Annotated in this window: 17 protein-coding genes and 1 pseudogene; 12 read left to right on the top strand and 6 right to left on the bottom strand. The window is 31.4% G+C overall.

Translation table 11 applies throughout. The features are described 5' to 3' along the window. Positions 1 to 78: 78 nt before the first annotated feature. The gene (gene mfd / locus ACIQ2J_RS01865; RefSeq protein ID WP_396166025.1) at positions 79 to 3360 is read left to right on the top strand and encodes a transcription-repair coupling factor; all 3282 of its coding nucleotides are present in this window, start codon (positions 79 to 81) and stop codon (positions 3358 to 3360) included. Positions 3361 to 3370: 10 nt separating this feature from the next. On the opposite strand, the gene ACIQ2J_RS01860 is transcribed toward mfd, so the two are convergent. The 4 genes and pseudogenes from ACIQ2J_RS01860 to ACIQ2J_RS01845 all read right to left on the bottom strand — a co-directional run. Next, entirely contained in the window at positions 3371 to 3544 is a 174-nt protein-coding gene (locus ACIQ2J_RS01860; protein ID WP_396165993.1) for a type II toxin-antitoxin system YafQ family toxin, read from the bottom strand. 97 nt (positions 3545 to 3641) lie between these two features. Beyond that, positions 3642 to 3854 (bottom strand): hypothetical protein, encoded by a 213-nt coding sequence (locus ACIQ2J_RS01855; RefSeq protein WP_396165991.1) that lies wholly within the window; start codon positions 3852 to 3854, stop codon positions 3642 to 3644. Between the two features lie 236 nt (positions 3855 to 4090). After that, complete coding sequence (locus ACIQ2J_RS01850) at positions 4091 to 6295, bottom strand: M12 family metallo-peptidase (RefSeq protein WP_396165989.1); 2205 nt, start codon at positions 6293 to 6295, stop codon at positions 4091 to 4093. 98 nt (positions 6296 to 6393) lie between these two features. Then, a pseudogene (locus ACIQ2J_RS01845) lies at positions 6394 to 6579 on the bottom strand (endonuclease); the annotation flags it as partial. Between the two features lie 372 nt (positions 6580 to 6951). Between ACIQ2J_RS01845 and ACIQ2J_RS01840 the strand changes: the two are divergent. From ACIQ2J_RS01840 to ACIQ2J_RS01790, 11 genes are all read left to right on the top strand, one after another. Continuing rightward, positions 6952 to 8334, top strand: coding sequence for a hypothetical protein (locus ACIQ2J_RS01840; RefSeq protein ID WP_396165988.1), 1383 nt, complete (start codon positions 6952 to 6954; stop codon positions 8332 to 8334). Between the two features lie 30 nt (positions 8335 to 8364). After that, on the top strand, positions 8365 to 8661 hold the full coding sequence (locus ACIQ2J_RS01835) for a hypothetical protein (RefSeq protein WP_396165986.1): 297 nt from the start codon (positions 8365 to 8367) through the stop codon (positions 8659 to 8661). 62 nt (positions 8662 to 8723) lie between these two features. Continuing rightward, the gene (locus ACIQ2J_RS01830) at positions 8724 to 9581 is read left to right on the top strand and encodes a hypothetical protein (protein ID WP_396165984.1); all 858 of its coding nucleotides are present in this window, start codon (positions 8724 to 8726) and stop codon (positions 9579 to 9581) included. Between the two features lie 10 nt (positions 9582 to 9591). Continuing rightward, complete coding sequence (locus tag ACIQ2J_RS01825) at positions 9592 to 9954, top strand: hypothetical protein (RefSeq protein WP_396165982.1); 363 nt, start codon at positions 9592 to 9594, stop codon at positions 9952 to 9954. A gap of 102 nt (positions 9955 to 10056) precedes the next feature. Then, positions 10057 to 10632: a hypothetical protein gene (locus tag ACIQ2J_RS01820; RefSeq protein ID WP_396165980.1), complete on the top strand. Its 576-nt coding sequence runs from the start codon at positions 10057 to 10059 to the stop codon at positions 10630 to 10632. Further along, the gene (locus ACIQ2J_RS01815) at positions 10568 to 11422 is read left to right on the top strand and encodes a DUF4384 domain-containing protein (protein WP_396165978.1); all 855 of its coding nucleotides are present in this window, start codon (positions 10568 to 10570) and stop codon (positions 11420 to 11422) included. The genes ACIQ2J_RS01820 and ACIQ2J_RS01815 overlap by 65 nt, the downstream gene beginning before the upstream one ends. Before the next feature lie 5 nt (positions 11423 to 11427). Next, entirely contained in the window at positions 11428 to 12312 is an 885-nt protein-coding gene (locus tag ACIQ2J_RS01810) for a fibrobacter succinogenes major paralogous domain-containing protein (protein WP_396165976.1), read from the top strand. A 60-nt stretch (positions 12313 to 12372) separates the two neighbouring features. Beyond that, positions 12373 to 13044, top strand: a complete 672-nt coding sequence (locus ACIQ2J_RS01805; RefSeq protein ID WP_396165974.1) for a hypothetical protein — start codon at positions 12373 to 12375, stop codon at positions 13042 to 13044. Between the two features lie 32 nt (positions 13045 to 13076). Beyond that, the gene (locus ACIQ2J_RS01800) at positions 13077 to 14759 is read left to right on the top strand and encodes a caspase family protein (RefSeq protein ID WP_396165972.1); all 1683 of its coding nucleotides are present in this window, start codon (positions 13077 to 13079) and stop codon (positions 14757 to 14759) included. Beyond that, positions 14738 to 16432: a tetratricopeptide repeat protein gene (locus tag ACIQ2J_RS01795; protein ID WP_396165970.1), complete on the top strand. Its 1695-nt coding sequence runs from the start codon at positions 14738 to 14740 to the stop codon at positions 16430 to 16432. Before ACIQ2J_RS01800 ends, ACIQ2J_RS01795 begins: the two co-directional genes overlap by 22 nt. Before the next feature lie 33 nt (positions 16433 to 16465). After that, positions 16466 to 17182: a hypothetical protein gene (locus ACIQ2J_RS01790; protein ID WP_396165966.1), complete on the top strand. Its 717-nt coding sequence runs from the start codon at positions 16466 to 16468 to the stop codon at positions 17180 to 17182. Positions 17183 to 17400: 218 nt separating this feature from the next. On the opposite strand, the gene ACIQ2J_RS01785 is transcribed toward ACIQ2J_RS01790, so the two are convergent. Together ACIQ2J_RS01785 and ACIQ2J_RS01780 are read right to left on the bottom strand one after the other, a co-directional pair. Further along, a complete protein-coding gene (locus ACIQ2J_RS01785) occupies positions 17401 to 17760 on the bottom strand; it encodes a YraN family protein (RefSeq protein WP_396165963.1) in 360 nt (119 codons plus the stop codon). A gap of 113 nt (positions 17761 to 17873) precedes the next feature. Then, on the bottom strand, positions 17874 to 18836 hold the full coding sequence (locus ACIQ2J_RS01780; RefSeq protein ID WP_396165961.1) for an LD-carboxypeptidase: 963 nt from the start codon (positions 18834 to 18836) through the stop codon (positions 17874 to 17876). Positions 18837 to 19559: the final 723 nt, after the last annotated feature.

Genomic DNA, 19559 nt, shown 5'->3' with positions numbered 1-19559 from the left:
AGTAAAAGCACTATTACTTCTGTTTATCAAAAATCGGCTAAAGTCCAGCAATTAGCAACCGCTTTACAACAACGCGACATTAAAATAAATGCCAAAGGTTTATTGGGTTCGGCGCTGTCCTTGGTGGTAGAAGCCACATTTGAAAAAGCCGAAGTGCCTTTTCTTTTGTTGTTTAACGATAAGGAAGAAGCAGCTTACTACCTCAACGATTTAGAACAACTGCTTAACGACCAAGACGTTTTGTTTTATCCAGGTTCGTACCGACGACCGTACCAAATAGACGAAACCGACAATGCCAATATACTGCTTAGAGCCGAGGTTTTAAACCGAATTAATTCCCGCAAAAAACCCGCTATTATTGTTTCGTATGCCGAAGCAATTTTTGAAAAAGTAGTCACCAAAAAAGAACTCGAAAAAAACACGTTCAAGATTTCGGTAAACGATAAATTGGCGATTGATTTTATCAACGAAGTTTTATTTGAATACAATTTCAAAAGAGTTGATTTTGTTACCGAGCCAGGAGAATTCTCGGTTCGTGGTGGAATTGTAGATGTCTTTTCGTTTTCTAATGACAATCCGTATCGGATAGAGTTTTTTGGAAATGAAGTAGATTCCATCCGAAGTTTTGATGTGGAAACCCAACTTTCCATTGAAAAATTAAAGAAAGTTTCCATCATTCCAAACGTGGAAAATAAATTTTTTGAAGAAAATCGCGAAAGTTTCTTGGATTATATCCACGAAAAAACGGTGCTTTTTATTCAAGATACCGATTTGCTCGGACAACAATTAGACAAACTTTTTGCTAAAGCAACCGAAGCATTTTCTAAATTGGACACCACTATAAAAAGGATGCAACCCGAAGAATTGTTTTTAAATCAGAAGCAATTTTTGAAGAAAGCGCTTTACTTTTCGGTAGTAGAATTAAACAATGCACCAACATTTGCCATTGATAAAACGTTGGAATTTCATATCCAGCCCCAACCCTCTTTCAACAAGCAATTCGATTTGCTTTTGAATAATTTAAACGACAATAATTCCAACGGAATTAAGAATTATTTATTCTGTTCCAATGAAAGTCAGGCGAATCGTTTTCATGATATTTTTGAAGATATCGGCGACGAAAATTCCAATGTTGAAATTCCAAATTCCAAATATAAAACCGTCGTTTTTCCGCTTTACCAAGGTTTTGTAGATGAAGAACACCAAATTGCTTGTTACACCGACCACCAAATATTTGAACGTTACCATAAATTTAGCATCAAAAATGGGTATTCCAAAAAGCAAACCATCACACTAAAAGAATTGACCTCTTTGGCCGTTGGTGATTATGTTACCCACATTGATCACGGAATTGGAAAATTTGGTGGCTTGCAGAAAATTCAGGTGGAAGGCAAAACCCAAGAGGCCATAAAACTGGTGTATGCCGATAATGATATTGTGTATGTGAGCATCCATTCGCTGCATAAAATTTCAAAATATAATGGTAAAGATGGCGCGCCACCAAAGATTTATAAATTGGGTTCGGGCGCTTGGAAAGCCTTAAAACAAAAAACAAAAGCACGAGTTAAACACATTGCATTCAACTTAATTCAATTGTACGCCAAGCGAAGATTGGAAAAAGGATTCGCTTGTGCACCCGATAGTTATTTGCAAAAAGAACTCGAAAGTTCCTTTATTTACGAAGATACGCCCGATCAAATTACTTCTACCAACGATGTTAAAATGGACATGGAAAACGATCGTCCGATGGATCGATTGGTGTGTGGCGATGTTGGTTTCGGGAAAACGGAAGTCGCTATTCGTGCCGCATTTAAAGCAGTGGATAACGGAAAACAAGTTGCTATTTTGGTGCCAACCACTATTTTGGCCTACCAACATTATAGAACGTTTACCGAACGACTCAAAGACATGCCGGTTACCATTGGTTATTTGAACCGTTTTCGAACCGCAAAAGAAAAAACCGAAACTCTTAAAGAATTAGGCGAAGGAAAACTCGATATTATTATTGGGACCCACCAATTGGTGAATAAAAATGTACAATTTAAAGATTTAGGATTGCTGATTATTGACGAGGAACAGAAATTTGGAGTGAACGTAAAAGACAAACTCAAAACGATTTCTGCCAATGTAGATACCCTGACATTAACCGCAACTCCTATCCCGAGAACCTTGCAGTTTTCGTTGATGGCAGCCCGAGATTTATCGGTAATTACTACGCCACCGCCCAATAGATATCCTATAGAAACCAATGTGGTTCGTTTTCACGAAGATTTAATTCGGGATGCGATTTCGTATGAAATTCAGCGTAACGGACAAGTTTTCTTCATCAACAACCGTATTGAAAATATTAAGGAAGTGGCCGGAATGATCCAACGATTGGTGCCCGATGCCCGCATTGGGATTGGTCATGGGCAATTGGATGGGAAGAAACTGGAAGAACTGATGTTGGGTTTTATGAATGGCGAATTCGACGTTTTGGTTGCTACCACCATCATTGAAAGCGGATTGGATGTACCAAATGCCAATACGATTTTCATCAACAATGCCAATAATTTTGGTTTGTCCGATTTGCATCAAATGCGTGGTCGTGTGGGACGAAGCAACAAGAAGGCCTTTTGTTATTTCATCACGCCTCCTTATTCGGCAATGACCGATGATGCTCGAAAACGTATTCAGGCATTAGAGCAATTTTCAGAATTGGGAAGCGGCATCAACATTGCCATGAAAGATTTAGAAATTCGTGGTGCTGGAGATTTATTAGGTGGCGAACAAAGTGGTTTTATCAATGATATTGGATTTGATACCTATCAAAAAATCATGAACGAGGCCATTGAAGAATTGAAGGAAAACGAATTCAAAGAATTATATCCAACGGAAAACAATATCGAAACCAAAGAATACGTAAAAGATTTACAGATTGACACCGATTTCGAATTGCTGTTTCCAGACAATTACATTAACAGCATTACCGAGCGCTTGAGTTTGTACAACGAACTGAGCGTTATTAAAGACGAAGAAACGCTTTTACAATACGAACAAAAACTTACCGATAGATTTGGCGCTTTGCCAAAAGAAGCCGTTGCGTTGCTTAACTCCATCCGTATAAAATGGAAAGCCACCAGCATCGGAATTGAAAAATTAATCTTGAAACAAGGTAAAATGGTGGGCTATTTTGTGGGCGACCAGCAAAGCGATTTTTACCAATCCAATCGTTTTATTAAGATGGTGCAATTTGTGCAACACAACAGCAACCTTTGTAAAATGAAAGAAAAAGAAACCAAAAACGGCTTGCGATTGTTATTGACTTTTGAAAATGTAAAGTCTATTAATAAAGCATTGGAGTTGATGAATAGGATGTAGAAATTATAATCTAAAATAAGTCGCTATGCGTTCCTGTTCTTACCAAAGTAATTTCTTTGGCTTTCTCATCGTGCAACCATATTAAAAGCCAATCTGGTTTTATATGACATTCCCAGTGTTTGGAATAGTTACCGCTTAATATATGAGGATGGTATTTTTGCGGTAAATTACCCGTAGTTTCCAATATCTCTATTACTGTCTTAAGTTTCGAGAAATTATAGTTTCTTTTTTACAAACTTTAATATCCTTGTTGAACCTTGAAGTATATACTAAGCTGTACATTAGATGCCTAATTTTTGAAACAAGTCTTTGGAGTTTTGAGTTTTTGTAATTGCTATTTTGTTTTCAGCATCATACATTGCTTTAACGGTTTCAAAGTTTGGAATATCGCATATCTCAACCCCTTTGTTTTCTTTAGAAAATAAATTAATTAAAGAAAGTAATGTTTTACCTGCTTTGGTGCGCTCATTTATTTTTAATGCAATATTTGTCATAAGGATTGATTTAAAAAACAAAGTTACAAAAAACCACTTAAAAATGTGTCACTTTTATTTTTCTCTTAATAGCAATATCCTATCCCAAAAAAAGAATAAGCAAAACGGCTTGCGATTGTTATTGACTTTTGAAAATGTAAAGTCTAGAAATAAAGCATTGGAGCTAATGAATAGAATTTAAAACAAAAAAACCATCTAAGTCAGATGGTTTTTGTTGTTTTAAATCAGAGTAAATTTTAATTTCTAATTACTTTAAAATTGACTTCTTTATCACTATCAAATTTCAATTTGAAGAAATAAGTTCCTGTAGCAAAAGAGACTAAATCTACATTGGTATTTAGATTATTTATTTTATTTTCATATAATAATTGCCCTGTAACATTGTAAACTGTAACTTCTGACATAAGTGTTTTAGAAGTAATTGCTACTTTTCCGTTTGTTGGATTTGGATAGTAACTAAAATCAATATAACCATTAACATTATTTACACTAAGATTTGGTGTACAAGAAATAGTTGCCACAAATCCTTCATCAGCAACCGCTTGATCTGAATAGAATTGCACAGTTAAAGAACCATCTGGAGCTGAAGATGTATAAGGTCCAGGAATATCTGTTCCAGTTGAACCACCAACATTTAATAATGGTGCAGCAGTTGAATTTCCATCATAAACGTATAGATAATCATAATCTAATTCTAATGAAAAGGCATTGAATGATAACAAAATAGCGTTGTTAGGCACATTAGGAATTATAGTTCTAACAACTGTTTCCATATCAGAATAATTTCCTGAACTACCACCTGTATCTGTAAATACAACACCATTGCAAAAATCACCAGCGGTAACAAAAATCAATTGTCTTCCTCCTATTTCTAAACCTGAGGTGCACGTTGGACGGATCTCAACTACATAATAAGAATTAGGATTCAATCCTATTGCTGGATAACTTGCAGTGGTAACATTTACCCAAGACCCAGGAGTTCCACCATAAGGATATACACTTACTTTCCAAGCCGTAAAAGTTCCCGAATCTAACCAAGTAATTGTTGCCGAATTTGTACCTATAGCATCAATTGAAATAGAAGAAATACTATTGATGCACGTATTTATACAATCTGTACTCAAACAGGTTCCACCATTAACTGCTGCCAAAATTGCCGCTGCTGGTTGTGGTCCAAATCCGTTATTAAAATTTATCCCAACACCCGAAACCAAATGGCAATAACTCATTATTGTCCCTTTTACTGTAGTTGATGGAATTGTAAGTGGCGTAGTTCTACAAGAATATCCTTCCGCAGAAGAACCTAATGCTGATGAAGCACAATTATCTATAGCAGTGTTATTACCGTTCCAAGCACAAGAATGGGTGTGTCTTGATCCTAATAAATGTCCGAATTCATGAGTAATTACTTGAACAGACCAAGAATAAGTTGGAACTGATGTTACACTAATATTATTAAGATCGGAATAACTAAAATTATTTTGAGAACAAAGTCCATTTATTCCTACAGCAACACCACCTAATCCTCCTGGGTCTATTCCAAGTAATTGTCCAACATCGCCATTAAAAGTAGGTCTAACCTCATTAAATTGGAATAAATAATCACTAGATGAAGTTCCTATTCCTTCATAAGGATCTTGAGTGGTCCAAATAAACATCGACTTCAATGAAATTGTGATTCCATTATTATTATATAATGTCTGTACATTATTGAAAACAGAAGTCAACCAGTTTGTTGTTGTAGTGGTGTCTTCTGAATTTTGTTGGTACAAATCGTAATCAATTTCAAAATATATCGTCACACATCTAGTGCTATTACTATCTCTATTATCAATTGGATTTTGAGCTTCTGAATGAAGGGTTTCAGGATCTTTAAAAGAACACTCAAATCCACTACTTTGTTTTAGATTTGAATCGGCATACACTATATAATCGGTGATATTGCTCTTTTTATCTAACTTTCCTATCACTAAATTGGTCAATTCGTTATTGGAAACTATCCCATTTAATTCATTGTTAAAGAAGTTGAAACTCGCCACAGAAGTATAATCTCCTTTCACGATTCCTCGATAATAAACTCCCGATTGGTAGGTAATATTTTTATTTTTATCTGTATCGATCTGAAATCCATTAGAAAACAAATTCACTTTATACAAATCAAGAGTAACTACAGTTCCGTTATAAGGAATTGTAAGTTCTATAAACTCATATTTATTTTTAACAATATCGTTGACTGCAGCAGTTCTAATTTTTGCAAAAGTAGCATTGGAAACTACTTTATTAGCTTCATTATTTATATTATCCTGAGAAACATTTAAAACGGAGATTGGTTTAAATACGGTACGTTGTTTTTCTAAATCTTGTATCTTTTTTGCCACCTCATTTTGAGCAAATAGAAAAACAAAACTCAACAACGAAGCAATTGTAAAAATTTTTTTCATAGTAAAATTGGTAATTTTTTTGATATAAAGTTAGTAAAAATCATATAACTTTATAAAAAGCGTAACTAAATTTATTGTTTTTTTAAAAAATGTTGACGTTAAAAATAGAAAAAAGCGTCTTCAATAGGTTCCAAATGATATTCCGCTCCTTCTTTGTGAATGGCTATAATATCAAAGCGAACTTCCACCTCTAAATCATTAGCGATTACATATTCGTTGACGGCTTTTACTAGGAGTTGGATTTTTTTGGGTTTAACAAAATCTTGGGGCAATCCAAAATCAATAGGAATATACTTTAATTAAATTCATAAATACTTTTCTATAAGTATTTCACTTGCACACTTCCAAGCATGAAAATCAATATTTTCCATATTTATTACATGTTATTTTTTGCAGTATTTTTAAGTTAACTTATTGACTATTATAGATTATTTATTTAAATTATTAATTTTTTTCACAATATTTTGTAATTTTTAATAAAACTATAACAATATTTTAACAATTACTTCGTTAATTTAATATAAACCTACCCAAATCTTATTTCATGAGTTAAAAATTACTTAAAAAAATATACGTTTCAATTTCTTTACAAAGCTAATACGAGAGCTGTTTGATAATAGACGAAACCGTTTTATTTACTAACTAATTTTTTAATCATGAAAAACAGAACCAAAATCATCCTTGCCACAGGTGTTGTAATCATTGCACTACTAAGCATCCGAAATTGCTCTTGCAACAGACCTAAATCAGTTGAAAAGCAAAAAGTAACGAGTAATATTTATTTACTGACCAATCCACCGCTTCCTGGCTTGGATATTCCGTGCCAAACATTTACCATTGATCCAAGTAAGCCAAATGTTGTTTACTCAAAATTTGGTGCTAAAATCAACATTCCTGCTAATGCCTTTTTGGATAAAGTAGGTAATCTAATCAAAGGAAAAGTAGAAATTTCCTTCAGAGAATTCTATAATCCTCTAGATTTTTATTTAGCAGGAATCCCTATGAATTATGAGGAGGATGGTGTGGATAAAGTTTTAGAATCTGGTGGCATGGTGGAATTGACTGCAAAGTCCAAAAACCAAGAATTATTTGTAAACCCTGCTAACAAAATTGCAGTTGACTTATTTAGTTGGACAAAATCGAAAGATTTCAATTTGTATGATTTAGATAAAACCAATGGAAAATGGATTGAAAAAGGTAAAGACGCTATAAATGTAACTACCATTGCAGGCGATACTAATGCATTGCCGGTTATTCCTCCAGCACCAAAAGTAGCCACTAGAGCTTCCTTTACTATACTGGATGAAACTAAAGAATTCCCAGAGATGGAAGATTATAAAAATGTTCATTTTGAGCCTATCGATATTTCAAAATGCAAAATTTCGGATGCCCAAGAAATGAAAGTGAAACCATTAAAAAACGGCATTTTTGAAGTGACTTCAATTTTAAAGTATGGTTCCTTTAGAAAAGAAAGTAAATGTGAATGTTATTTGGCATTTGAAGCAGGTAAAGATTATAATAATGCTCTGAAAACCTACCAAAAGAAATATGCTAAGTTAATAGAGGAAAGAAAGGTAATTTCCGATAAAATCAAATTTGAATGGGATAAATATTATGGTATTGTAAAATCATTCCAAAAACTTGAAATCAAAGATTTGAGTGGAGAAGAAAAAATATTAAGAACCTTAACCATCAATAATTTCGGATTTGTTAATTGTGATGCTCCCAAAAATTACCCATCTGGCGGGGAGTTTAATCCTGTTTATGTGGATGAAAATGGTAAGCCAATTACTTTGAATAATGTGGTATTGGTTGAAAAAAATACGAATGCCCTATTTAGATATTCTGATAAAGTAAAATACAATCCAAACAATGATAATTTATTGTGGGGGTTGACTAAAGACAATAAAATCGCTTATATAAAAAATGCAGATTTTTCTTCAATTGCAAATACACCTGCAAAGCAAAAAGTACGCATGCACCTACATAATGAAAAAGTGAAAACCTATGAAGATGTAGCTAATGTACTTTTTCATTGAAAACATAATTATTAACCTAAATTTAAAGTTATGAAAAAGTTAGTATTAGGAACTCTACTATTATTGAGCACGATTTCATTCTCTCAAGTAAAAATGAATATGGATTCTCTAATTGGATATTGGGAGCCAGATAAAAATGCGACACAAATGGTGATATGGAAAGACGTTTATGGGCATTATCAAATAATTGAATTTTCTACAACATCCGGAACGCCACTAATTTTGTTGTCTATGGAAATAAAAGAGGATGCTTGGTATTTAAAGTCTTTATTTAAACCAATTTATTGTCAGAAGCAAAATATACTTTTATTGATAATAATACATTAAAATGTGATATATTAGGTTGTGAAGGAGCTTCCATAATTTATAATAGAGTTAAATAATTTAATATGAAAAATCAAGTAATATTTTTTTCAATTAAAATTTTAGTTTTTGCTTTATTTGGTTTTACTACAATTACAAATTCAAATACTTTGGGAGAGTTTAAGCACTCTGTTAAAGTATCAAATTCATCACTTGAAGCTGTTCTTGTAGTTGGAAACACGGAAGAAAGCACAAAATCTGCAATGGTAGAAATGGATTCTCTTGCTTTGATATTTATCAAAAACGGAGTAAAAGTTACTAAGTTTTATGATAAAGATACCAATTGGGAATCTATAAAAGCTGCAGCTAAAACAGCAAGCTTTTTTGTTTATGCAGGACACGGTAGTACCCTAGGAATTAATGGTGCCACTGGTGGTTTGTGTCTTAAAAAATTTATTTACACTAAACAGATTCTAGAAGAGTTCCAACTCAAAAAAAATGCACTAGTGTTATTTAAATCGGTTTGTGGTGGTGCTGGATCTTCTGCTTTAGATGTTAAGGATATTGGTATAGTAGAAGCTACAAAACGAGTTACCGATTATGCTCAACCTTTCTTTAGTATAGGAGCTAGTTGCTATTTTGCAGACAATTACACTGGTGGAGTAGATTTATTCCTGACGGAGTTCTTTAACGGTAAAAATATAGAAGAATGCTATAAAGCGTCTACCAATTATGGTGCTGTTCATACAGAATTGAAAAAGCCATTTACAAATGATAACAAAAAACAAATTTTTGTTTCAAGTGATAAAAGCGAAGGCGTTACAACTCATTACAGTTATGAAAACGGCAAGAAAACAGTTAAAATAATTCCAACAATTAAAAGTTACGATATTGCGTTGGTTGGGAATCCTAGTTTTAGTATGAAAGATTTAAAAATAAATTAAAAAAAGTATCATGAAAAATATAGTATTGTTGTTAGTATGCTTAGTAACTATTAGTGCTAATGCACAAAAGATAACTAAGAAATTCTTAGAAGGTAAATGGACTTCCAAAAGTGATGAAATAGAATTTACTATTGAAAATAAAAAAGAATTAAAAATTGTGGATTTTTCAAACTTAACAGGCAATTATTTTAAAGTTGTAGGTTATCAGTTTAATAAAGGATTTTTTTATTTAAGTACAATCCATGAAGCAAACAATTGGGAAGCAATTGGTAAATTCATATTTATTGATGAAGACACTATGGTAGCAGATTATGTTAGTGATGCACCAGGACAAGTGATTTACAAAAGAGTATTGGATAGTAATAAAGAATAAAAGTTAAAATATCAATTCTGTAACTTACATTATACAAATATTTTTTGTAAACTTGCGTAAGAAAAATAGTACTTAATAAAAAATAATTTAAACAAATAAAAAATGAAAAAGCAAAGTTTATTAATTTCAGTAATAATCATTTTCATGATGTTATCTGTAACTTCATGTAAAACTCCCCAAACACTTGAAAAAACAACTGGAGCAGTAGAAATTTCAGTACCATTTTCTGAAAGCAAATATAAAACAGACAAAGATTTTTTTAGAGCTAAACAAATGGGGAAAAGCCAAGATTTAGCAACTTCTAAAAAAATAGCACTTCAAAATGCAAAATCTGAATTAGCTGGAAATATAAAAGCAATTGTTAAAAGAGTTACTGACCAATATACTAATCAAAGAACTGTTGGTGATAAACAAGACTTTGAAAATAAATTTGAAGAACTAGCAAGAGAAGTTGTTGACCAAACGCTCACTGATGTTAGAGTTATAGATGAAAAAATATTTAAGGAAACTGACGGAAAATTTTCCTACTGGGTTGCAATTGAAACTTCTAAACAATCAATTTTAGATGGAGTAGAAGCCAAGATTAGTAAAAATGAAAAACTCCAACTGGATTATGACAAAAAGAAATTTGAAGATGTTTTTAACTCCGAAATGGAAAAAATGTCAAAAGAGCAATAATCTTTCGCGCTATTTTTTAATTCTCTTTTTTGCATTAAATCTTTCCGCCCAAAAACAGATAAAAGTTAGCACAATAAAAGGAAAAGCTTTTATTAGTAGGGATGTCAGTCCTAATCAAGCAAAGGAATTAGCTTTAAATGATGCTAAAATTAACGCACTTAAAGCTGTAGGAGTTGGTGAAAATATTAAGTCCTACCAATTGCTTTTTACTAGTCAAGAGAAAAATGATTACTCCCAGTTCTTTAGTTCAGGTATTCAATCTGAAATTCAAGGGGCTGTGGAGTCTTTTAATATTGTTAATGAGGCAACAATTAAGAAAAGTGAAGTTGAAATATATATTGAAATAACTATTGATGCAACTGTTATAAAATATGAAACCAAACCAGATATAACTTTTGATGCAAATATTGAAGGTTTAAAAGCGGTTTATAATAATCATGACAATCTAATTTTCAACGTAACTACATCACAGAATTGTTATTTGACTATTTTTAATATTAATGATTCGGAAGCTACTTTAATGTTTCCAAATATTTATGAAAAAAATACTTCATTACTAGCAAAACAACCCTATAAATTTCCTTTAGGTAATGTAGATTATGAATTGGAGACCAACATAAAGGATAAGGAATCCAATAGATTAATTTTTGTATTTACAAAAACCGAAATTCCCTTTATTAAAATGGATAAAGACCAAGTTACAAGTAGCGAGGCTATTTTTAGTTGGATTTATTCTATTATGCCCGATCAACGAAAAGTAGATTATCACACATTATTTATTGTAAAATGATAAAAATGAAAAAGTTACTACTAATTATATTTTTTATTGGTCTTTATAGTACTGCTCAAAAAGCGAGTAACATAACTACACGTCAGGAGCTAAGTACTATTATTGTTTCTTATGATTTAGAAGCTGAATTACCCTGTAAAGTAAGTTTGTATGTATCTACTAATGGTGGAACTACATGGCAAGGACCATTAAATAAAGTAAGTGGAGATGTTGGAAACAAAATAACATCTGGAAGTCACAATATCACTTGGAATGTTTTAGAAGAATTTGAAGAGTTAAAAGGAGAGAATATTAAATTTCAAGTGAAAGCGGCTATTATAGATGATATTGAAACGGTTATAATTGGCACTCAAGAATGGATGAAATATAATATAGATACTAGATATTACAATAATGGAGATTTAATTTATGAGGTTAAAGATTCAGATAAATGGTCAAAGTTAAAAAAAGGGGCTTGGTGTTTCTATGATAACAAACCAGTTAATGGATACCATTATGGAAAACTATACAACTGGTATGCAATAAATGACCCTAGAGGTATTGCTCCTAAAGGATTTCATATAGCTTCCGATGAGGAATGGAAAACTTTAATTGATTTTTTAGGTGGAGAAAATGTTGCAGGAAGTAAAATGAAGTCAATTGGAACTAGATTTTGGGTGGAACCAAATTCAGACGCAAATAATATCAGTGGATTCGAGGCATTGCCTGGCGGTTGCAGGGATAACTTAGGTGATTTTCAAGTTATTGGATATAAAGGAATTTGGTGGTCATTATCAAATTTTGATAAAAATAATATTTTTGATAGAGAATTGTATTGGAGTATTGGTAACATATTCAGAAATAATTCAAATAAGCAATTAGGTTTGTCCGTGCGTTGTATTAGGGATTAGTCTATTTAATATTAAAAACGGACAGAATTTGAATCTAATTAATTTTAAAACAAACAAATCATGAAAATTAAAATAAATAAATATACAATTTCTATCGAAAAGGATGGTAAGCAACCTATTAAGGCAAATGATTTAGAACTAGATGTTGTTTTACCAATTGAATTAATTCCAAACAATAATGAAGTTTTTTTAAATACACTATTAAAAACAAAAAGAGCTATTATTACCACTTTTTATAAAAATGGAGATAAAGATTCTAAAATTTGGAATGCATCTAGAATGAATGCTAATTCTAATGTAATTGGAAACCTAAGGTCTCGTCAAGAATATAGAAATGGGAATTGGCAAGCAGCTAATATTGTAAAAGTGGTGGTTGAAGTGGGTAAAAACGATTCCTATAGAAAGGAAATAAAAGAAATGAAATCCTATAAATCTACTGAGTCTGAAAATTCTAAATCTAATAAATTAGATTACTTCGAACACTATTTAATCAAGGAAGGGTATAGTAAGCAAACTTCTTCTGGTAAGCCGTCAACAGTTTATGATTATAGTAATAGGGTTGAAAAAATTTGTGTAAGAGAATTAATAACAATTGATAAACTTAAAGAAAATATTGATTTTTATGTAAGCAAATATGATGATTTTGGAAGTGAAGCTGATTTCGGAAATAAAAGTCATCGAGCAAATATAAATGCTTTAAAGAGATTTCAAGATTTTTGCAAGCTAAATTAACAATTCAATTAGTTCATGTAATTATTTTAACTATGAAAAAAACAATTTTACTTTTTATTTGTTTTGTATTTAGCATCGCAACTTTTGCGCAAAATACGGCAACATCATCATCGGGTTCATTTGATATTCGTAAAAAAATTGAACCCCCTTTATTAGAGTTTCTTGAAGCTCCAACATTCGTAGATTTTGATGGAAATAAAGCTATTAATGCTAATGAGAAATGCAGTATTGTATTCAAATTACGTAATTCTGGAAAAGGAGATGCATTAAATCTTACTACTGCATTAAAAGCTACAGGAAGTATAAATGGTGTTACATTTAAAAACAATCAATCGTTAATAAAAGTTGGAAAATTAGGAGAAACTCAAACCCATGAGTTACCCATTACTAGCGATATCAATACTGTAGATGGAACTATTGAGTTTACTATTGAAATAGAAGAACCTAATGGATTTGGTTCAGAAAAAGTAACCATGCAGGTTAATACTAGAAAATTTTTAGCTCCAGATGTTAAAGTGGTTGATTTTGTTATTTTTTCTGGTGCAGCAGGAAGTACAAACTTAGAGTTGAAAAAACCGTTTTCAATTCAATTATTAGTTCAAAATTTAGGGCAAGGTATTGCTAATAAAGTTTCTGCAGCTATTAAAGTGCCTGATAATGTTTTTATCACAAATGGAGAAGCTTTTGTAGAATTTGATAATCTAGCTCCAGGGGAGAAGAAAAGTATTGAATATGAAATGATATTGAATTCTAAATATACAGCGAGTAGTTTACCAATTCAACTAACCTTGAAAGAATCAAACAATAAGTTTGCTTCGAATTGGGATAAAAGTTTTAGTTTAAACCAAGCCTTGGCTCAACAAAAAATAGTTGTTCAAGCAGGAGCCGAAGTAAAAGTTGATATTGTAGAAGCGTCCCTACGTAGTGATGTAGACAAAGATATTCCTAAAGGATTACCTTTAAATTCTAAAAAATATGCTTTAATAATCGGTTGTGAGGATTATGCTAAATACCAAAATGGTTTAGACAAAGAAGTAAATGTTGATTTTGCCGCAAATGATGCTCGGGTATTTTCAGAGTATGTAAAAATAACACTAGGTTATCCGCAAGACCAAGTATATTTACTCATTGACCCAACAAGTTCACAGATAAAACAAAATATTGAAAAACTTCAGAAGGCAATAGAAATTGAAAAAGGAAAAGCAGAAGTATTATTTTACTATAGCGGCCACGGTTTGCCTGATGAAAATACTAAGGAACCTTTTTTAATTCCTGTTGATGTAAATGGAAATAACCCACAAGAAGGAATTTCAATTGTAGATTTGTATTCAAAATTGACAAAATTCCGTACTTTGAAAGCTACAGTAGTTTTAGATGCTTGCTTTTCTGGTGGTGCTAGAAACAAAGAGCTTGTTGCCATGAAAGGGGTTAAGGTGAAACCAAGAATTGATGCTGTGCAAGGTAATTTAGTAGTTTTCACATCAAGTAAAGGGACTGAATCTAGTGCAGTATATAAAGAAAAACAACATGGATATTTCACTTATTTTTTCTTAAAAAACATAAAAGAATATGCAGGCGCTAGAACTTTAAATGAGTTGTTTATAGATGTGAATTATCAAGTTAGTAAAGAAGTATTAAAAATCGGTAAAACACAAACGCCTGATGTTTTGCCTGGAACTGAAATTGGGGATAAATGGAAATCGTTAACATGGTAAAAAATATTTTTTTAAACTTCATTTTTCTTTGCCTTATAGGTTTAAATTCTTATGCCCAAAAAGTAAGCAATATCAACATCCGCCAAGAGCAAAGCAATATAATTATATCCTATGATTTAGAAACCAAAACCCCATGTAAAGTGAGTTTGTATGTTTCTACAAATGGAGGTAGTAATTGGCAGGGGCCTCTTAAAAAAGTTAGTAGTGATATTGGTAATAAAGTAGTTTCAGGTAAACATAATATCACTTGGAATGTGTTAGAAGAATTTGAAGAGTTAACAGGAAATAATGTAAAATTTCAGGTTAAAGCTGAAGAATTAAGAACAAAATCTATAGTTTCAATCAATAAAGAACTTTTAAAAAATCCTAGAGATGCTAAATTATATAAATTACGAGGGGATTTAAAACATGAAAAAGGGGATTGGGATGGTGCTATTTCAGATTATTCGAAGGCAATTTTATTGAATCCAAAATATGCAGATGCATATATAGCTAGGGCAGAATCAAAACCTGTTGATTTCGATGCTCAAATTTCTGATTATAGCAAAGCAATTAGTTTGAATCCTAATGATGCATCAACCTATTTCAAAAGAGGTTTTTCTAAATTTCGATTAGAAGACTATAATGGAGCATTATCTGATTACAATATAGCCTTAGAATTGGAACCAAATAATACTAAATTTATTTTTGAAAAATCAAGGGTGAAAAGAGATTTAAAGGATATTAAAGGTTCTATTGATGATATAAATAAAGTAATCGAATTAGATTCATTGTATAAAGATGTTTATTATATGAGGGGTATATATAAATTAATTTTGAATGACACTGAGGGAGCTAATGTTGACTTTGAAAAACATATTAAAGCCAGTACCAATCCAATTTATGAGGAGTATCAAAGAATTGGGAATTCGAGATGGTATACTAAAGATTATAAAACAGCTATAACTTATTTTACAAAAAGTATTGAATTCTATGAAAAATTATATTCTAAAGAATCAGATACAGCTTTAGTAGCTTCAACGAGTTATTTAGGGAGAGCATTTTCAAGGTATAAATTAAATGATATTAAAGGTGCAAATTCCGATTTTGAAAAGTTTATCGAAAAATCCAACGATAAGGCAAAAGCAAATTCTGCTATTGCTATTGGATTTCCCTATTCATTTGAAGAATTTGATGATTTTCAAAATTCTATAAAATATCTCACAAGAGCAATTGATTTGAATCCAAATGATGCATCCAAATATAGTTCGAGAGCTTCAAGGAGAGAAGAATTGAAAGATGTAAAAGGAGCTATTGAAGACTATACTAAAGCTATTGAATTAGACCCAAATTATGCAGATTATTATGATAATATAGCAGATTTAAAAATAGAATTGGAAGATTATAAAGGCGCAATTTTAGATTATAATAAAGCTATATTAATTTCTCCAAATGAAAGTTACTTATATAATAGTAGAGGATTATGTAAATTTAATATTAACAATTATATAGGTGCAATTACAGATTATTCTAAGGCCATACAATTGAATCCTAAAGACGGAAACTCTTATCTTAATCGAGGTAGATTAAAAATATTAACAAAAGATAAAAAAGGAGGCTGCAAAGATTTAAACAAAGCAGGTGAATTAGGAGAAGATGATGCTTATAGAGATATTAATGAAAGTTGTAATTGAAATATTTTTTAACTTTTAAAATATAAATAAATTATGAAATATAAATATATTTATTTTCTGATGCTTTTAATTTGTTTAAATTCATTTTCCCAGAACAATGAATTTAGGTCTTATATAGGAAATGAAAAAAATAAATTCATTTCATCTGAAAAGTCAAATTCCGCTTATAATAGTGGAATTGACTTTATCAATAATAGCGATTATAATAATGCCGTAAAACAATTTACAATTACAATCGAAGATGATAAAAAACAAAATTACCTATCCACTGATGCATATTTGGCAAGAGCTTCAGCATACATTCAGTTAAATTTACTTAAAAATGCAATTCTTGATTATTCTGTTATAATAGAAAATGAAAAAGATAGTAATTATTTAATTTTAGCATATATTGGTAGAGGTGGTGTCTATGGTTACTTAAATGATGCCAAAAAGGGTATTGATGATTTTAAAAATGCTTTAATACTAAGCCCTAATGATGTTGATGCAATATATAATCTTTCAAGGCTTTACATACAACAAAAAAACAATATTAAAGGCTTAGATGCTTTGTGTCTTGCTGAAAAACAATACTACTTGCAAAAATTAAATAATCCATTAATTATTAGTTCTATATTGTATATGAAGGGAGTAGCGAAATATTCTTTAAGTTATAATGACTATTGTAAAGATTTTAATTCATCTTTAAAATATAAGACATATTTAGTAAAGGAACAAATTGACTTTATTCGAAAAGCATGTGGTAATTAGAATAGGAATTATTCTATTAGTATTAATAAGATAATGCTTCAAATATTAAACAAAAAAATCCAAAATTATATATCTTCAAAATAAATTTATAAATAAAATAACTATTTTAGTTATTTAATAAAGACTCAAAAATTATTAAAAAACTGGGACACCATCCTAAAAAATGTGTAATTTAAAAATACAGGGGTTTAACTTTTTGATTAAAGTTAAACCCTTTTTTAAAAATAATAAAAAGCATCTTCAATATGTTCCAAATGATATTCCGTTCCTTCTTTGTGAATGGCTATAATATCAAATCGAACTTCCACCTCTAAATCATTAGCGATTACATATTCGTTGACGGCTTTTACGAGCAGTTGGATTTTTTTGGGTTTCACAAAATCTTGGGGCAATCCAAAATCAATAGACGATCTGGTTTTTACTTCTACAATTGCTAAAGTATTTTCTTTTTGCGCAATAATATCTATTTCGGCTTTTTGGAATGTCCAGTTGGTTTCTAGAATTTCATAGTCCTTTTGCTGTAGAAATTCTACGGCTAATTCTTCCCCATGTTTACCAAGTTCGTTGTGTTCGGCCATAAATATTTAAAAATTCCAAAAAAAATAAATTCCAAATTCCAATCTATTTGTTAAATATAAAAATTAAATCCAACTCCTTTCAAAATTGGAATTTGGAATTTAATTATTGGGATTTAATCCGTAAATAAAACTTTACTTTCCAAATCGGTTACATCCAAATAAATCTGTTTGCCAAGAACCAAGGCATGATTATCGGCAGAATGTCCTGCTGGGAAGTTGTAAATCACCGGAATATGGTAGGGCTTGGTAACATCGTCAATAATTTCTAAAACGTTTTTTCCCCATGGGATTTCGTTGTCGTGCATTTTGGTCATGCCACCCACAATGATTCCTTTCAAACTTTCCAAACAACCATTGCGTTTTAGGTTCATCATCATGCGGTCAATATGGTACAAATATTCGTCTAGGTCTTCTATAAAAAGGATTTTATCGGTGCAGTCAATGGCTGAGGAAGAGCCTAAAAGGCTGTATAAAATAGATAAATTTCCGCCAACCAATTCGCCTTTGGCGGAACCATAGCGGTTCATTGGCTCACACGGAACGGTATATTCTAGAGATTCGCCAAAGAGTGCTTTGCGCAAACTTTCTTTGGCTTCTTCAGTTGCTTTCACGCTTACCGGCATAATGCCGTGGATGGAGGCAAATCCTAAATTGTTTAAATGGCTGTGCAAAACGGTTACATCACTAAAACCAATTACCCATTTAGGCGATTGCTTGAATTTAGTAAAATCGAGTAAATCAATCATGCGTACCGTGCCATAGCCACCACGAACACACCATATTGCTTTGATGTTAGGGTTGTCCATCATGGTTTGAAAATCGACAGCACGCTCTTCGTCGGTTCCAGCAAGTTGATTTTTGTCTAGGCCGATGGTTTTACCAATTACTACTTCCAATCCCCAATTGTGGAGCCATTCTATAGCCGGTTGCAAATTGTCTTCCACATTTTTACGAGCAGTTGCAACTATAGCAATGGTGTCGCCTTTTTTTAAATACGGTGGTATAATCATCTTTTTTTGTGCTTGAAGGTTACTAGAGACTACAGAAATAAGAATATAGAATAGATATTTTTTCATTTTCGATTTTAGAAACTCGAATACAAATATATAAATTAACCTGTTGGATACAATTAATAAAAACTCATAATTAAAATAATTAAACCACATAGAAGCATAGAAAAAAAGAGTTGGATAGCCCAATTAATTGGGTTCACATAACTATGTTATACTCTAAAAAGTGAAACGCCTTAACCATTTTATAAAACCTATGTTTCTATGTGGTTAAATAAAGTGCCAATTGATTTAAACCACATAGAAGCATAGAAAAAAGAGTTGGATAGCCCAATTAATTGGGTTCACATAACTATGTTATACTCTAAAAAGTGAAACGCCTTAACCATTTTATAAAACCTATATTTCTATGTGGTTAAATAAAGTGCCAATTGATTTAAACCACATAGAAGCATAGAAAAAAGTGTTGAATAGCCCAATTGATTGGGTTCGCATAACTATGTTATACTCTAAAAAGTGAAACGCCTTAACCATTTTATAAAACCTATATTTCTATGTGGTTAAATAAAGTGCCAATTGATTTAAACCACATAGAAGCATAGAAAAAAAGAGTTGGATAGCCCAATTAATTGGGTTCACATAACTATGTTATACTCTAAAAAGTGAAACGCCTTAACCATTTTATAAAACCTATATTTCTATGTGGTTAATAAATTAAGTTCCAATAAAAACCAATGCCCTAACACAGATTATCTCACATTATTTTATTTTTTTAGGCGTTTGATGAAT

The organism is Flavobacterium sp., assembly GCF_044357305.1.
GTDB lineage: Bacteria > Bacteroidota > Bacteroidia > Flavobacteriales > Flavobacteriaceae > Flavobacterium.
The sequence above is the reverse complement of the archived record's forward strand: the minus strand, read 5'-3'. Positions and strand labels throughout refer to the sequence as shown.

What these genes read in the sequence shown, in the direction of transcription:
- ACIQ2J_RS01815 (WP_396165978.1), top strand. Translation starts at nt 10,568, where the DNA reads ATGACAAAAAGAAATTTGAAGATGTTTTTAACTCCGAAATGGAAAAAA.
- ACIQ2J_RS01800 (WP_396165972.1), top strand. Translation starts at nt 13,077, where the DNA reads ATGAAAAAAACAATTTTACTTTTTATTTGTTTTGTATTTAGCATCGCA.
- ACIQ2J_RS01840 (WP_396165988.1), top strand. Translation starts at nt 6,952, where the DNA reads ATGAAAAACAGAACCAAAATCATCCTTGCCACAGGTGTTGTAATCATT.
- ACIQ2J_RS01835 (WP_396165986.1), top strand. Translation starts at nt 8,365, where the DNA reads ATGAAAAAGTTAGTATTAGGAACTCTACTATTATTGAGCACGATTTCA.
- ACIQ2J_RS01820 (WP_396165980.1), top strand. Translation starts at nt 10,057, where the DNA reads ATGAAAAAGCAAAGTTTATTAATTTCAGTAATAATCATTTTCATGATG.
- ACIQ2J_RS01785 (WP_396165963.1), bottom strand. Translation starts at nt 17,760, where the DNA reads ATGGCCGAACACAACGAACTTGGTAAACATGGGGAAGAATTAGCCGTA.
- ACIQ2J_RS01855 (WP_396165991.1), bottom strand. Translation starts at nt 3,854, where the DNA reads ATGACAAATATTGCATTAAAAATAAATGAGCGCACCAAAGCAGGTAAA.
- ACIQ2J_RS01790 (WP_396165966.1), top strand. Translation starts at nt 16,466, where the DNA reads ATGAAATATAAATATATTTATTTTCTGATGCTTTTAATTTGTTTAAAT.
- ACIQ2J_RS01795 (WP_396165970.1), top strand. Translation starts at nt 14,738, where the DNA reads ATGGAAATCGTTAACATGGTAAAAAATATTTTTTTAAACTTCATTTTT.
- ACIQ2J_RS01850 (WP_396165989.1), bottom strand. Translation starts at nt 6,295, where the DNA reads ATGAAAAAAATTTTTACAATTGCTTCGTTGTTGAGTTTTGTTTTTCTA.
- ACIQ2J_RS01825 (WP_396165982.1), top strand. Translation starts at nt 9,592, where the DNA reads ATGAAAAATATAGTATTGTTGTTAGTATGCTTAGTAACTATTAGTGCT.
- ACIQ2J_RS01780 (WP_396165961.1), bottom strand. Translation starts at nt 18,836, where the DNA reads ATGAAAAAATATCTATTCTATATTCTTATTTCTGTAGTCTCTAGTAAC.
- ACIQ2J_RS01805 (WP_396165974.1), top strand. Translation starts at nt 12,373, where the DNA reads ATGAAAATTAAAATAAATAAATATACAATTTCTATCGAAAAGGATGGT.
- ACIQ2J_RS01830 (WP_396165984.1), top strand. Translation starts at nt 8,724, where the DNA reads ATGAAAAATCAAGTAATATTTTTTTCAATTAAAATTTTAGTTTTTGCT.
- ACIQ2J_RS01810 (WP_396165976.1), top strand. Translation starts at nt 11,428, where the DNA reads ATGAAAAAGTTACTACTAATTATATTTTTTATTGGTCTTTATAGTACT.